This window comes from Bradyrhizobium sp. CCGE-LA001 (assembly GCF_000296215.2).
Lineage (GTDB): Bacteria > Pseudomonadota > Alphaproteobacteria > Rhizobiales > Xanthobacteraceae > Bradyrhizobium.
Map to the genome: position 1 here is coordinate 587172 of NZ_CP013949.1, position 13859 is coordinate 601030.

Annotated in this window: 15 protein-coding genes; 5 read left to right on the forward strand and 10 right to left on the reverse strand. The window is 65.3% G+C overall.

The window, feature by feature from the left end; genetic code table 11:
- Positions 1-3: 3 nt before the first annotated feature.
- Positions 4-426: a cupin domain-containing protein gene (locus tag BCCGELA001_RS02745; RefSeq protein WP_008541991.1), complete on the reverse strand. Its 423-nt coding sequence runs from the start codon at positions 424-426 to the stop codon at positions 4-6.
- Positions 427-448: 22 nt separating this feature from the next.
- Positions 449-1216 carry a hydroxyacylglutathione hydrolase gene (gene gloB / locus BCCGELA001_RS02750; protein ID WP_008541993.1) on the reverse strand — a complete coding sequence of 256 codons (768 nt, stop codon included), beginning with the start codon at positions 1214-1216 and terminating at the stop codon, positions 449-451.
- Between the two features lie 108 nt (positions 1217-1324).
- Here gloB and BCCGELA001_RS02755 point away from each other — a divergent pair, with 108 nt between their 5' ends.
- On the forward strand, positions 1325-2071 hold the full coding sequence (locus BCCGELA001_RS02755) for a methyltransferase domain-containing protein (RefSeq protein ID WP_060734568.1): 747 nt from the start codon (positions 1325-1327) through the stop codon (positions 2069-2071).
- Positions 2072-2182: 111 nt separating this feature from the next.
- Here BCCGELA001_RS02755 and BCCGELA001_RS02760 read toward each other — a convergent pair whose 3' ends face one another.
- The 5 genes from BCCGELA001_RS02760 to BCCGELA001_RS02780 form a co-directional block, all read right to left on the reverse strand.
- Complete coding sequence (locus BCCGELA001_RS02760; protein WP_008542004.1) at positions 2183-2965, reverse strand: DUF4167 domain-containing protein; 783 nt, start codon at positions 2963-2965, stop codon at positions 2183-2185.
- A 462-nt stretch (positions 2966-3427) separates the two neighbouring features.
- Positions 3428-4315: a peptide chain release factor N(5)-glutamine methyltransferase gene (gene prmC, locus BCCGELA001_RS02765; protein ID WP_008542006.1), complete on the reverse strand. Its 888-nt coding sequence runs from the start codon at positions 4313-4315 to the stop codon at positions 3428-3430.
- Positions 4312-5397 (reverse strand): peptide chain release factor 1, encoded by a 1086-nt coding sequence (gene prfA, locus BCCGELA001_RS02770; protein WP_008542008.1) that lies wholly within the window; start codon positions 5395-5397, stop codon positions 4312-4314. Before prfA ends, prmC begins: the two co-directional genes overlap by 4 nt.
- Positions 5398-5453: 56 nt before the next feature.
- Positions 5454-7721, reverse strand: coding sequence for a phosphoenolpyruvate--protein phosphotransferase (gene ptsP / locus BCCGELA001_RS02775; protein WP_060734569.1), 2268 nt, complete (start codon positions 7719-7721; stop codon positions 5454-5456).
- A gap of 287 nt (positions 7722-8008) precedes the next feature.
- Positions 8009-9265, reverse strand: coding sequence for an aspartate kinase (locus BCCGELA001_RS02780; protein ID WP_008542019.1), 1257 nt, complete (start codon positions 9263-9265; stop codon positions 8009-8011).
- 150 nt (positions 9266-9415) lie between these two features.
- On the opposite strand from BCCGELA001_RS02780, the gene BCCGELA001_RS02785 reads away from it, so the two are divergent.
- From BCCGELA001_RS02785 to BCCGELA001_RS02800, 4 genes are all read left to right on the forward strand, one after another.
- Positions 9416-9883 (forward strand): PH domain-containing protein, encoded by a 468-nt coding sequence (locus BCCGELA001_RS02785; RefSeq protein WP_008542021.1) that lies wholly within the window; start codon positions 9416-9418, stop codon positions 9881-9883.
- Positions 9884-9898: 15 nt separating this feature from the next.
- Positions 9899-10666 (forward strand): bifunctional 2-polyprenyl-6-hydroxyphenol methylase/3-demethylubiquinol 3-O-methyltransferase UbiG, encoded by a 768-nt coding sequence (gene ubiG, locus BCCGELA001_RS02790; protein WP_060734570.1) that lies wholly within the window; start codon positions 9899-9901, stop codon positions 10664-10666.
- A gap of 109 nt (positions 10667-10775) precedes the next feature.
- Positions 10776-11057: a GIY-YIG nuclease family protein gene (locus tag BCCGELA001_RS02795; protein WP_008542028.1), complete on the forward strand. Its 282-nt coding sequence runs from the start codon at positions 10776-10778 to the stop codon at positions 11055-11057.
- Between the two features lie 259 nt (positions 11058-11316).
- On the forward strand, positions 11317-12216 hold the full coding sequence (locus BCCGELA001_RS02800) for an EamA family transporter (protein WP_008542029.1): 900 nt from the start codon (positions 11317-11319) through the stop codon (positions 12214-12216).
- On the opposite strand, the gene BCCGELA001_RS02805 is transcribed toward BCCGELA001_RS02800, so the two are convergent.
- Genes BCCGELA001_RS02805 through grxC form a run of 3 tightly spaced genes read right to left on the reverse strand, consistent with a single transcriptional unit; the run spans position 12213 to position 13848 of the window.
- Entirely contained in the window at positions 12213-12701 is a 489-nt protein-coding gene (locus BCCGELA001_RS02805; RefSeq protein WP_060734571.1) for a DUF1178 family protein, read from the reverse strand. The two genes, BCCGELA001_RS02800 and BCCGELA001_RS02805, sit on opposite strands and share 4 nt — an antisense overlap.
- Complete coding sequence (locus tag BCCGELA001_RS02810; protein WP_060734572.1) at positions 12698-13576, reverse strand: carbon-nitrogen hydrolase family protein; 879 nt, start codon at positions 13574-13576, stop codon at positions 12698-12700. The genes BCCGELA001_RS02805 and BCCGELA001_RS02810 overlap by 4 nt, the downstream gene beginning before the upstream one ends.
- The gene (grxC, locus tag BCCGELA001_RS02815; RefSeq protein WP_008542040.1) at positions 13573-13848 is read right to left on the reverse strand and encodes a glutaredoxin 3; all 276 of its coding nucleotides are present in this window, start codon (positions 13846-13848) and stop codon (positions 13573-13575) included. The genes BCCGELA001_RS02810 and grxC overlap by 4 nt, the downstream gene beginning before the upstream one ends.
- Positions 13849-13859 lie beyond the last annotated feature (11 nt).

The window sequence follows — 13859 nt, forward strand, 5'->3', positions numbered from 1 at the left end:
GGCCTACGGCTCCCAGCCGCTCGGCGCGAGCTCGAATTTCGCGAACTCGAAGGCCGGTGCGACGGTGCAGCCGACCAGGGTCCATTCGCCCGTCGTCTCCGCCATCTGCCAGGCATTGGCCGGCACGATCGCCTGCGGCCGCTCGCCGCCGACGAGGTCCGTGCCGAGCCGCACCTCGTGCCGGGAGCGACCGTCATGCGCGACGCGCAGCGTCAGCGGGCTGCCGGCGTAATAATGCCAGGTCTCGACCGCGTCGATGCGATGCCAGTGCGAGCGTTCGCCGCGCACGAGCAGGAAATAGATCGAGGTCGAGCGCGAGCGCCCGTTGGCATCCGTGGTCTGGTCGCGAAACGTCTCGCGATAGTGCCCGCCTTCGGGATGCGGTCGGAGTTCGAGGCGCGCGATGATCTCGGCTGCGGTCGGCATTGATCCCGTCAGGACTTGTTCTCTAGGATTTATTCTTGCGCTCGCGCAGCTCGCCGAACACCGCGGCGGCATCAGCACCCTTCATGTGCAGCTTGGCCGCAACCGCGGGATCGTCGGCCCGGAGAAATACGTTTGCGCGCTTCTCCTCACCGAGCAGCGAGGGAATGGTCGGCTTGTTCTCCGCCCGCAGCTTGGCAACCTCCGCCGCGCGCGCCTGGAGCGCCGCGTTGTCAGGCTCGATGGTGAGCGCGAACTTGACGTTGGAGGCGGTGTATTCGTGGCCGCAATAGAGCTTGAAGTCGTCGGGCAGGGCGCGCAGCTTCAATAGCGAATCCCACATCATCGGATAGGTGCCCTCGAACACGCGGCCGCAGCCGATCGAGAACAGCGTGTCGGCGGCGAACACCGTCTTCTCATTGTCGAACACGTAGGAGATGTGGTCGAGCGTGTGGCCGGGCGTCTCCACGACGCGCCCGAGCAGGGCACCGATCTTGACCACGTCGGCATTGGCGACGCGCAGATCGACGTTGGCAATCTCAGTGGTCTTGTCGTGCGGCGCGACGACGCGGCAATTGAATTTCTGCTTGAGTTCGGCGACCCCGCCGACATGATCGCCATGATGATGGGTGATCAGGATGTCGGTGAGCTGCCAGCCCTCGCGCTCCAGCGCCTTGAGAATCGGGCCAGCCTCCGGCGCGTCGATCGACGCCGTCGCCTTGGTTTCCACATCGTGGATCAGATAACCGAAATTGTCGTTTAAACAGGTGAAAGTACGAATTTCGGCGGCCATGACATCTCCATCGCGCTCAGCCCCGCCAGACAAATATGGCGTTAGCGTTGCGCAGGCAATGCAATATTCCGCGCGCGGCGGCGGCCTCGCGCATGTTACATTGCGGTCATGACCATCGACGTCGTCGACCTCCGCGAGTTCTATTCCCGCCGCCTCGGGATCGTGGCGCGGCAAATGATCAATCGCGGCATCAGGGAGCGCTGGCCGCGCGCCGAGGGCCAGCGCGTGCTCGGCATCGGCTATCCCACGCCCTATCTCGGTCTGTTCCGCGAGGACGCCGAGCGCTGCATCGCGTTCATGCCGGCGGCCCAGGGTGTCCTAAAATGGCCGACGGGGCGGCCGGCGCTGGCCTCGCTGGTCGACGAATTCTCGCTGCCGCTTCCTGACGCCGCGATCGACCGCATCCTCCTGGTTCACGCGCTGGAGATGTCGGATGATCCGGCCGCACTGCTGCGCGAGGTGTGGCGCGTGCTGTCGCCTTCGGGACGCGTCATCGCCGTGATCCCGAATCGGCGCGGGGTGTGGACCCGCACCGACAGCACGCCGTTCGGCCATGGCCGGCCCTATTCGCGCTCGCAGATCACCGAGCTCCTGCGCCAGACCTGGTTCACGCCGACCGCCTGGGGCGAGGCGCTGTTCATGCCGCCTTATGCCGGCGGCTGGGTGCTGAAATCGGCGCAGATGTGGGAGCGCGCGGGTGCAGCGCTGTCGCTGCCCTTTGCCGGCGTGCACATCGTCGAGGCCACCAAGCAGGTCTATCGCGCGATCCCCGCCAAGCGCGAGCGGGCGCGGCTGATTCCCTCGCTGGCGAAGCCCGTGCTGGTGCCGTCCTCGACGACGGCGACGCGCAGTTAGCTTCACTTCTCCCCACGGGAGACGTGGGTCTGTGCCCGGCCGACATCGATCGTTAAAAACAAATCGTCCCGGCGAGGCCGGGACGATGCAGTTCGGAAAATTAGTCGAAGCTTACTCGCCGGGAGCCACTTCGTCGCTGGATGCGACGGGGGCGGCCTCTCGCTCGGGGCGCGGGCCATGCGGCCGGCGACGTCGCCTTGGATAGCGCTCGCCACCACCGCCGCCCTCGAAGCCGCCCTGGCCGCCACTCGCGCCGACATTCACTTGCGGCTGTGCGCCGGTGATGAAGGACGGCAGGCGATCGACGCTGCCGGCATCGGCGATGACGGGCTGCGGCTGGTTCGCAGGTTGCGGCTGCGGCTGATATTGCGGTTGCGGACGATGGTCGCGTTCGCGGTGTTCGCGCGGCTGCTGCTGCTCGCGTTGATAGGGCTGATTGTCGCGCTGCTGGTGATCACGCTGGTGATGCTCGCGCTGGCCGTCCCGGTCGCGCATGAAAGGCTGCTGCTGCGGCTGCGGGACGAAACCCGGCTCCTGGCCGAAGGCCGAGAAATTCTCGCCGTCGTCCTCGCTGTCCTCGCCGCTGCTGTTGCTGACAGGCTCGTCACCGCGAGGCTGCTGGTTCTGGCGGAACTGCTCCTGGGCGGCCGCGATCAGGCGGAAATAATGCTCGGCATGCTGGTAGTAGTTCTCGGCCGCAACGGGGTCGCCGGAGGAGCGCGCATCGCGCGCGAGCTGGAGATACTTCTCGGCGATGTGCGAAGCCGTGCCGCGGATCTTGATGTCGGGTCCGTTGGATTCGTAGACCCGGGTCATCGGGTTCTGGCCGCGCCGGTTGTTGTTGTTATTGTTGTTGCGGTTGCGCATCCGCTGCTTGTTCTGACCGTTTCTCATGTCCTGCCTTTAATTCCAGCCCTAAAGGTTGCACGCATTACTGATTGCTAGGAGTGACCTGGTGACAGCGGTTCACAGCTCTCGCGCGCACCGCGCGCAAAAGCGGCCTGAACCCTGCCGATGTTTGTCGACCGTCGCGTTCAACAAAGACGCGTTCCCCACCCGCCAGCATTCATTGCCAGCGAACCCATTCATATCGCCTGCCGAAACAAGCCCAGCTTTCTTGCGTAAGTCTTCAAGCGCAATATCTGGCTTTCGTTCACGTTGCGGTCGGAGAGCAGCGCAGCTCCACTGGCCATCGCGCTCAACAGGACCTGCGGCTTGGAACCTATAATCAGTAAAGCTCTCGCCCGAGAGCCCGGCTTTCACCCGTAGGTCTACGGGGCCGGCACCGATGTGTTGACCGGAACGTAGTCGTTCCCACGGGATATTCCAAGAGCTTTTTGCAAGCCAATCCGGCTTTTATGGGGGCATTTTTCGGGCTGATACGGCTCGCGGAATGCCCGCCAGGTCGGCCTTGGGTGGCCTGTCCACCGATAACGCGGCACCCACCATCAAGGTTTCAATATTTCGCGCCTGGCCCTGTCCGGCCTCGACGATCAGCGCACCGCCAGCGGCGAGGCGCTCGCTCGCCTGCGGGATCAGGACCCGATAGGCGTCGTATCCGTCATTGCCGCCGTCCAGCGCCAGATGTGGATCGTGCTCGCGTACCTCGACGCTGAGTTTCGGGATTTCGGCCGAGGGAATATAGGGCGGGTTCGACACGATAAGATCGAACGGGCCGGAGAGCGCCGCCGCATAGGAGCAGGCGACGAAGGCGGCGCGGCCGGCGAGGCCGAGAGACGTGGCATTGTCCCTGGCGGTAACGAGCGCGGTCAGGCTGAGGTCGGTACCGACGCCGGAGGCATCAGGGAGGTCGTGCAGCAGCGCGAGCAGGATCGCGCCGGATCCGGTGCCGATGTCGGCGATCCGCGGCGGATGGGATGTTGGCCGTTCGCGAAGGATTTCGAGCGCAAGCTCGACCACCGTCTCGGTGTCGGGACGCGGCACCAGCGTCGCCTCGGACAGTCGGAACGGCAGGCCCCAGAATTCGCGCGTCCCGAGAATGCGTGCAACCGGCTCGCCGGCGATGCGGCGTTCTGCGTGCTCCACCAATCGTGATGCTTCGGCCGCGGTGAGGGGGCGGGCTGCCTGCGCGATCAGGCCGGTGAGGTCGAGGCCGAGCACAGCGCCGAGCAGGATGCGCGCGTCGAGCTCCGCCTCGTCCAGCCGCGCCGCTTTCAACTTCGCAGCCAGCGCGCGCCGCGCGCTCTCGATGGGCTGTGCGGTGAAGGGATTGTTCTGGGTCACGCCGCCGCGCCCTGCGCGGCGAGCTGCGCGGCCTGGTGCTCGGTGGTCAGTGCATCGATCAATTCGCCGAGCGCTTCGCCCGCGATCACCTGCGGCAGCTTGTAGAGCGTCAAATTGATGCGATGGTCGGTGACGCGCCCTTGCGGAAAATTGTAGGTGCGGATGCGCTCGGAGCGGTCTCCGGAGCCGACCTTCTCCTTGCGCTCGGCCGAGCGGGCGGCGTCGACGCGCTGGCGCTCGGCGTCGTAGATGCGCGAGCGCAGGATGTTCATGGCGGAGGCGCGGTTCTTGTGCTGCGAGCGGCTGTCCTGCATCATCACCACGATGCCGGTCGGCATGTGCGTGATGCGGATCGCCGATTCGGTCTTGTTGACGTGCTGCCCGCCCGCACCTTGCGCGCGCATGGTCTCGATGCGCAAATCCTCGGTCTTGATGTCGACCTCGACATCCTCGACCTCCGGCAGCACCGCGACCGTCGCCGCGGAGGTATGGATGCGTCCCTGCGTCTCGGTGTCGGGCACACGCTGCACGCGGTGTACGCCGGATTCGAATTTGAGCTTGGAGAACGCGCCGCGGCCCTGCACCTCCGCGATGATTTCCTTGTAGCCGCCGACGGTGCCTTCGCTGGCCGAGATCACCTCGACCTTCCAGCCCTGAAGGCTGGCGAAGCGCTCGTACATCCGGAACAGATCGCCGGCGAACAGCGAGGCCTCGTCACCGCCGGTGCCGGCGCGGATCTCCAGCATCACGTTACGGTCGTCCATGGCGTCCTTGGGCAGCAGCGCGACGCGGATCTGCTGGACCAGCTCCTCGATCTTTGGCGCGAGCTCGTCGCGCTCGGCTTCCGCCATGCTGCGCATCTCGGGATCGGTTGCGGGATCGGCGATCAGTGCCTCGGTGTCGGCAAGTTCTTTCACGGCGGAGCGATAGGCCTTCACCAGCTCGATCAGTGGCGTGATCTCGGCGAGCTCGCGCGTGATCTGCACGTAGCGCTCGGAGGCGAGCTGTCCCAGCGATTCGGCCTCGAGCGAGGCGTGGTGGGCGAGCAGGACGTCCAGTTTGGCTTCGGGGAGTGACGACATCGGTTCAGTCTCGAATGCGGGAGGAGGCGAGGCGGCAGGGCGCGGAGACAGGCCCGCTACAACGCCAAGCCTTCGGCCTCGGCAAATTCCGTCAGCTTCTGCCGGATCGAGACGCTGCCGGCGGGCGCGTCCAGCAGCGGCGCGAGCATCGCCTCGGCTTTCTTGGCATCGAGGTCGAGCACCATGGCCTTGACCGGGCCGAGGGCTGTCGCCGAGAGCGACAGCGAGCGATAGCCGAGGGCAATCAGCGCCAGCGCGCCGAGCGGCTTGGAGGCCATCTCGCCGCAAAGCGAGAGCGACTTCTTCGCCGCATCGGATTTGCGCGCGATGTCGCGCAGCGCGCGCAGGATCGGCGCCGACATGGTGTCGAAGCGCTCGGAGACCTTGGCGTTGCCGCGGTCGACCGCGAACAGGAACTGGAACAGATCGTTGGATCCGACCGAGATGAAGTCCACTTTCCTCAAGAGCTCGTCGAGCTGATAGAGCAGCGCCGGCACCTCGACCATGGTGCCGATGTCGATTCTTTCGGGCAGCGTGTGACCATGCTGGCGCAGATAAGTCAGCTCGCGTTCGACCAGCGCCTTCGCCGAATCGAACTCGGCGACTTCCGAGATCATCGGGAACATGATCTTCAGCGAACGGCCGCCCCCGGCGCGCAAGAGCGCGCGGATCTGGCCGCGCAGCAGGCCGGGACGATCGAGCCCGAGCCGGATCGCACGCCAGCCGAGCGCGGGATTTTCCTCGATCACGGCTTCCATATAGGGCAGCGCCTTGTCGCCGCCGATATCGAGCGTGCGGAAGGTGACGGGTTTGGTACCGGCGGCATCGAGCACGGTGCGATAGAGCGCGAGCTGGTCGCTGGTGCGCGGCAGGCTCTGGCCGACCATGAATTGCAGCTCGGTGCGAAACAGGCCGATGCCGGCGCTGCCGGTGTCCTCGATATGCGGCAGGTCGATGGCAAGACCTGCGTTGATCATCAGCTCGACCTTCTGGCCGTCTTTGGTGACGCAGGGCCGGTCGCGCAGCGCCAGGTACTGTGCCTGACGGCGGGCGCGGAAGCGCACGCGCTCGGCGAAGGCGGCCTCGATTTCCTGCGAGGGCCGCACGTAGATCGAGCCGGAGGTGCCGTCGACGATGATGGCGTCGCCGGGATCGGCGATGCCGGGCGCGTTCGGCACTTCGCCGACCGCAGGGATGCCCAGCGCGCGCGCCACGATCGAGACGTGGGAGTTGGCAGTGCCTTCCTCCAGCACGATGCCCCGCAGGCGCTTGCGGTCGTAGTCGAGCAGCGCCGCCGGGCCCATGGCGCGGGCGATGACGATGGCGTTGTCTGGCAGCTGCTCGCGCGACGGCGCGTGGTCCTGACCGACCAGCTGCCGCATCAGGCGGTAGCCGAGATCTTCGAGGTCGTGCAGGCGGTCGCGCAGATACGGATCGGTCGAGCGCAGCATGCGCGCGCGGGTGTCGGACTGCACGCGCTCCACCGCGGCCTCCGCGGTGAGGCCGGTGGCGACGGCCTCGTGCAGCTTGTGCGACCAGCCCTGGTCGTTGGCGAACATGCGGTAGGCTTCCAGCACCTCGCGGTGCTCGCCGCCTTCGGCGACGTCGCCGCGCTCCAGCATGCGGTCGAGATCGGCGCGCAGCTTGGCGAGCGCGGTGTCGAGCCGCTTGATCTCCTTCGGCAGGTCCTCGGCGATGTAGTCCTTGATGACGACGCGCGGCTCGTGCAGCACGACATGGCCGAGCGCGATGCCTTCCGACAGGATGGCGCCGACCTTCTGCGCGGAATGGCGCGCCGCAGGCTCCTGGCCGGGCTGCGCCAGCGCGGAGAGCTCGCCCGAGGCGATCAGCTCCGCCAGCACCATGGCGGTGGTCTGGAGCGCCTCGAGCTCCTCCTCGACATAGTTACGCTTAGCGCGGTTCTGCACCACCAGCACGCCGAGCGTGTTGCCGGCCCGCAGGATCGGCACGCCGAGGAAGGAGTGGTAGATCTCTTCACCGGTCTCGGGGCGGAACGAGAAGGCGGGATGGCTCTGCGCGTCGCTCAAATTGAGCGGCGTCGCCTCGCTGGCAACGAGGCCGACCAGGCCCTCATGGGCGCTGAGCACGGTGTGGTGCACCGCCTCGCGATTGAGACCCTCGGTGGCGTAGAGCTCCAGCGTGTTGTCGATGCGCAGCACGTAGACCGAGCACACCTCGGCCACCATGTTGGCGGCGATCAGCACCACGATCTTGTCCAGCCGCTCCTGGGCCGAGACCTGCTCCGCCATGGTTTCGCGGAGCCGTCTCAACAAGACGCGGGGACCTCCCGACGCGCTCCGCATGAACCGTCAACCTCCTCCGTCTGCCGGGCCCGAAAGGACCGCCGGCGGCTCGCCCAGAACTCCAGAAAAACAATAAGCTTGCTCGTCCGGCACCGGCCAGGCCCCAAATCTTCCTCAGATTTGGCGCTTGTGCCGAATCGGCACCACCTCAACTGGGGCACAGTTTATGGCAGCCCACCCTGTCCGCCCTATAGCGAATTGGGGCTTGTTTTGCCAAGCAAAACGCCTGCCAAACGCGAATGTGTGGGGACTTCAGCGTTTGCTGCGACCGCTAAGAGAAAATTAGCCTAAGTGTGATCGAGGCCGTAGAGCGTGTGCAGGGTGCGTACCGCAAGCTCGGTATAGGCGGTGTCGATCAACACCGAGAATTTGATCTCGGAGGTTGTAATGGCCCGGATGTTGATATTCCGCCCCGCGAGGGCCGAGAACGCCTGGGCGGCGACCCCGGCATGGCTGCGCATGCCGCTGCCGATCACCGAGATCTTGGCGACGTCGGTGGCGGTGTCGAGCCTGCTATAGCCGATCTTGGACTTGGCGGCGGTAATCGTGTCCTTGGCGCGGGTGTAGTCGGCGGCCGGCACCGTGAAGGTGAGGTCGGTGGTCTTGCCGTCCTCGGACACGTTCTGAACGATCATGTCGACATTGATGTTGGCATCCGCCAGCGGGCCGAAGATCGAGGCCGCCACGCCCGGCTTGTCCTCGATCTGGCGTACCGAGATCTGGGCCTCGTCCTTGGAGAAGGCGATACCGGTGACGACGTGGCTTTCCATGATCTCCTCCTCGCTGCAGATCAGCGTGCCGGGCGGCTGGTTGGCATGCGGGTCGATATCCTCGGGCTTGTCGAAGCTCGAGCGGACGAAGATCGGCATGTTGTGGACCATGCCGAGTTCCACCGAGCGGACCTGGAGCACCTTGGCGCCCTGCGACGCCAGTTCCAGCATGTCCTCGAATGCGATCTTGTCGAGCCGCTTGGCCTTCGGCACGATTCGCGGGTCGGTGGTGTAGACACCGTCGACGTCGGTATAGATGTCGCAGCGGTCTGCCTTGACGGCGGCGGCGACGGCCACAGCCGAGGTGTCGGAGCCGCCACGGCCCAGTGTGGTGATGCGATTGGTCTCGGGGTTGATGCCCTGGAAGCCGGCGATGACCGCGACCTCCTTGCGCTCCCTAAAGCGCTTGATGATCTCGCTGCCGTCGATGTCCTCGATCCGGGCCGAGGCATGGGCGTCGCTGGTCTTGATCGGAATCTGCCAGCCCTGCCAGGAGCGGGCCTGGATGCCCATGCCCTGGAGCACGATGGCCAGCAGGCCCGACGTCACCTGCTCGCCGGAGGCGACGACGGCGTCGTATTCGCGCGCGTCGTGCATGGGCGAGGCCTCGGTGCACCAGGCCACCAGCTCGTTGGTCTTGCCGGACATCGCCGAGACGACCACGGCCACTTCATGGCCGGCGTCGACCTCGCGCTTCACATGGCGCGCGACGTTGCGGATACGTTCGATGTTGGCGACGGACGTGCCGCCGAATTTCATCACGAGGCGGCTCATGACGACGCGTGCATTCCCTCATAAGGATCAGTATGGTGACCGCACTGGACGAATGCCTTGCGGATACCGACCGCGCGTATACAGAGCGGCGGGGCTGGGGGCAAGCGGGTTCCTGCGGGGGCAGGTGCGGGGAGTGGGTTAACCGAGATCATGGCGCGTTATATCGACGAGATCCTGCAGCCGGGCGAGCGGGTGCTGTATTCGACCAATGCGCACTGGATCTTCTATTTTCCGGCCATCGTGGCCTGGATCGTGGCGCTGGCCCTGCTCGTCCTCTCACGGCAGGCGACGACGGACGGGCTGGTTATGCTTTGCCTCGGAGCCGCGGGTCTCGTGGCGCTGCCGGCCCTGTATTGGACCATCAAGGGCTGGTTCCATCGCTTCACCACCGAGACTGACGTCACCAACCTCCGCGTCGTGCACAAGACCGGCTTCATCAAGCGCCGCACTTTTGAAATGGCGTTGGATAAGGTCGAGAGCGTCGATGTCGACCAGACCATTCTTGGACGTATTCTCAACTACGGCGACGTGACGATTCGCGGCGTCGGCGAGGGGATCGAGACGATCAAGACCATCGCCTCGCCGCTCGCCTTCCGTAGTTCGATCACCACGCGGTAGGACCGCGCGTAAACCATGAGCATGCAGCAAAATACTTCCGTTTCTGCCCCGCCGGGCTCGACCGTCGACGCCGCCGAGATCGCGAAATTCTCGAAACTCTCGGCGGAGTGGTGGGACCCCAAGGGCAAGATGGCGCCGCTGCACCGGATCAACCCGCTGCGGCTCGGCTATATCCGCGACGCCGCCTGCCGCAAGTTCGAGCGCAACGTGCGCAGTCTCAACTGCCTCGGCGGCTTGCGCGTGCTCGACATCGGCTGCGGCGCGGGTCTGTTGTGCGAGCCGCTGTCGCGGCTGGGCGCGCAGGTGATCGGCGTCGATCCCTCGGCCAGCAACATCGCCGCCGCGAAGCTGCATGCCGGCAAGAGCCATCTGTCGATCGACTACCGCTGCACCACGGTGGAGGAGATCGATCCGCGCGAGCGCTTCGACATCGTGCTGGCGATGGAGGTGGTCGAGCACGTCACCGACGTCGGGGTCTTCCTGAAGCGCTGCGCCTCGATGCTGAAGCCGAACGGCCTGATGGTGGTGTCGACGCTGAACCGGAACTGGAAGAGCTTCGCGCTCGCCATCGTCGGCGCCGAATACGTGCTGCGCTGGCTGCCGCGTGGCACCCACGAATGGAACAAGTTCGTCACCCCCGACGAGCTCGCGAAATATCTGCTCGACAACCGCCTCGTCATCACCGAGCAGACCGGCGTCGTCTACTCACCCTTCGCCGACAAATGGACGCTCTCGTCGGATATGGACGTGAACTACATGGTGGTGGCGGAAGGGATGGTGTGAGCCCGCGGAGGGTGAAGTGCGACCTGTCACTCCAAAAGCGGTGTCGTCCCTGCGAACGCAGGGACCCATAACCACCGGCCGCTGGTTGGCAAGAATAGGCGCTCCGAGCATGTACTACGTCTACATCCTCGCCAGCCGCCGTCACGGCACGCTGTACATCGGCATAACCAACTCGCTCCAGAAGCGACTGGACGAGCATCGCGCCGGCAGAGGCTCGGAGTTCGTCAAGCGCTACGGTGTGCACCGCCTCGTCTACACCGAACCCTACGAGCGGGCGGAAGAAGCGATCGCTCGTGAAAAGCAGCTCAAGCGCTGGAAGCGCGACTGGAAGATCGAGCTGATCGAGCGGGACAATCCGGAGTGGCGTGATCTCAGCGATCTCTTGGTTTGACGCTGTGATTTTGCCAAGCAAACGCTGTCGTCCCTGCGAACGCAGGGACCCATAACCCCAGGGAGCAGTTATGCGGAGGCTGCTAACCCGCGTATCCAATACCCTCTGTTACCGATAGATTCCGCGGTATGGGTCCCTGCGTTCGAAGAGACGACACCGAGTTTGTGGTGTGAGCATCGCTCCCATGACATTCCTGCGGTTGACCGCGCAGGTTGCAGCTTGCACGTTGGTCGCAAATCCTTTCCTGCCCCACCACCCCATGCTCACCATCGCCAGCCTCTGGATTCCCTTCACCGTCATTGCTGCGCTGGGCCAGGTCGCGCGCAATGCGATGCAGCGGTCGCTGACGAAGCCGCTGGGGACCTGGGGCGCGACCAATATCCGCTTCCTGTTCGGCTTTCCGTTCTCGCTGCTGTTCCTCGGCGTGGTGCTGGTCGCGACCGGCGATCACCTCGGCATGCCGCCGTCCGCGTTCTGGCCGTGGCTGCTGCTGGGCGCGCTCAGCCAGATCGTCGCCACCGGGTTGATGCTGCTCGCAATGAACGATCGCTCCTTCGTGGTGACGACGGCGTACCTGAAGACCGAAGCGATCCAGACCGCGATCTTCGGCTTCGTCTTTCTCGGCGATCACCTGACCTGGCTGAAAGTGCTGGCAATCGTGATCGCCACGGTCGGCGTCGTTATCACCGCGCTGCGGCCGGGTGGCGAGAAGAGCTTTGCCGAATTGAAGCCGACCATCACCGGCCTCGTCGCGGCTGCGGCGTTCGCGCTCTCGGCGGTCGGCTTTCGCGGCGCCATCATCAATGTGCCCGACGTCTCTTTCGTGACGGCGGCGTCGTTCACGCTGGTGCTCGGCCTGTTCGTGCAGACCCTGGTGCTGACGATCTATCTGCTCTGGCGCGCGCCGGACGTGTTGCGGGGCATCCTCGGCCTATGGCGGCCGTCGATGCTGGCGGGCTTCACGGGCGCCTTCGCCTCGCAATTCTGGTTCCTGGCGTTCGCGCTGACGGCCGCCGCCAATGTCCGCACGCTGGCGCTGATCGAGGTGCTGTTCGCGCAGGCCGTGGCGTATTATTCGTTTAAGCAGCCGATCGCGCCGCGCGAGCTTTTGGGTATCGCGCTGATCGTCGTCGGTGTGGCTGTGCTCGTGGGCGCTTAATTCCGGTCTTCCGGCAGCGTCGGCAGCGGCGAGACATCGATGCCTTCGTCGATCAGCGATTTCGCCTCCTCGGGCGAGGCCTCGCCGTAGATCGGACGGTGCTCCTTGTCGCCGTAATGCATGGCGCGGGCCTCGTTGGCGAAACGCTCACCGACATTGTCGGCGTTCTTGACGATGTGGTCGCGCAATTCCTTGAGCTTGGTGCGCAGCTCGCGCTCCTGCGCCATCAAGAGCGAGGTCGGCCCTGATGGTGCAGCCTCGGGTGCAGGCGTGGCGTTCGCGGTGGGCTCCGGGGGCGGCGCGGCGCGCCCGCGGCCCTTCTTGCCGACGATGCGCGGTGCCATGATCGCCTTGTCGACCTTGGCCGAGCCGCAGATCGGGCAGGTCACGAGCTTGCGCTTGACCTGCTGGTCATAGGCTGACGAGCTCTGAAACCAGCTTTCGAAGTCGTGGTTCCGGTCGCAGTGCAGTGCGTAGCGGATCATGCCGATCCCCGCACGAGATGCAGATGGTCCGGCCCGGCCTTGGCATCGGCGACGCCGAAGCGCCGGCCATGCTGGAGCGAGGGAATCGCGCGGCGCGCGGTCTCGACCTTGGCCGGGTCGATCCGGGCCATGATGATGCCGGGCTCGACGTCGCCCTCGGCGAGGATCTCGCCCCAGGGATCGATGATCAGGGAGTGACCGTAGGTCTCGCGCTTGTTCTCGTGGGTACCTGCCTGTGCGGCGGCGAAGATGAAGCAGCCGGTCTCGATCGCGCGCGAACGCAGCAGCACGTGCCAATGTGCTTCGCCGGTCTTGCGGGTGAAGGCCGAAGGCACGGTGATGAAAGACGCCCCGCTCTCGGCCAGCGCACGGTAGAGCGCAGGGAAACGGACGTCGTAGCAGATCGTCAGCCCGACCCGGCCCCAAGGCAGGTCGGAGATCACGGCCGTCTCGCCCGGCTGGTAATTGGCGGATTCGCGATAGCTCTCGCCGTCCGGCAGCTCGATGTCGAACATATGAATCTTGTCGTAGCTCGCGAGCACATTGCCCTCGGGCCCGATCAGGAAGGAGCGGTTGACGGCCTTCTCGGGCGAGAAGCGAAGCGCCAGCGATCCGACATGGAGATGGATCTTCAGTTCCGCTGCCAATGCGCGATAGGCCTTCAGCGAGCTGTCATCCTCTTCGCTCTGGAGGTGCTCGAACAGAGCCTTGCGATTCAGCTGCATCATGTTGCTGACTTCGGGCGTCTGCACGTAGTCGGCGCCGTTCGCCGCCGCCTGCCGGATCAGCTTGGTTGCCTGCTCCAGGCTCGGCCCCGGCATCAGGCCGGTGCGCATCTGCACCATGGCCGCGGTGAACGTGCGGTTCTCGCTCATGAGACGGCCTTGGCGCTGTCGAGCATGCCGTCGAGCTTGCCTTCGCGATCGAGCGCGTAGAGGTCGTCGCAGCCGCCGACATGGGTTCCGCCGATCCAGATCTGCGGGAAGGTCGAGCCCTCGCCGGCGCGATCGTACATCTCCTGCCGCCAGGACGGGTTCTTGGCGACGTCGAATTCCGTGAAGGCCGCCTTCTTGCGGGTCAACAGCGACCTGGCCGCGGAACAATAGCCGCAGCCCGGCCTGGTATACATCTCGACAGCAGCAGTCATGGCGTCCAGCG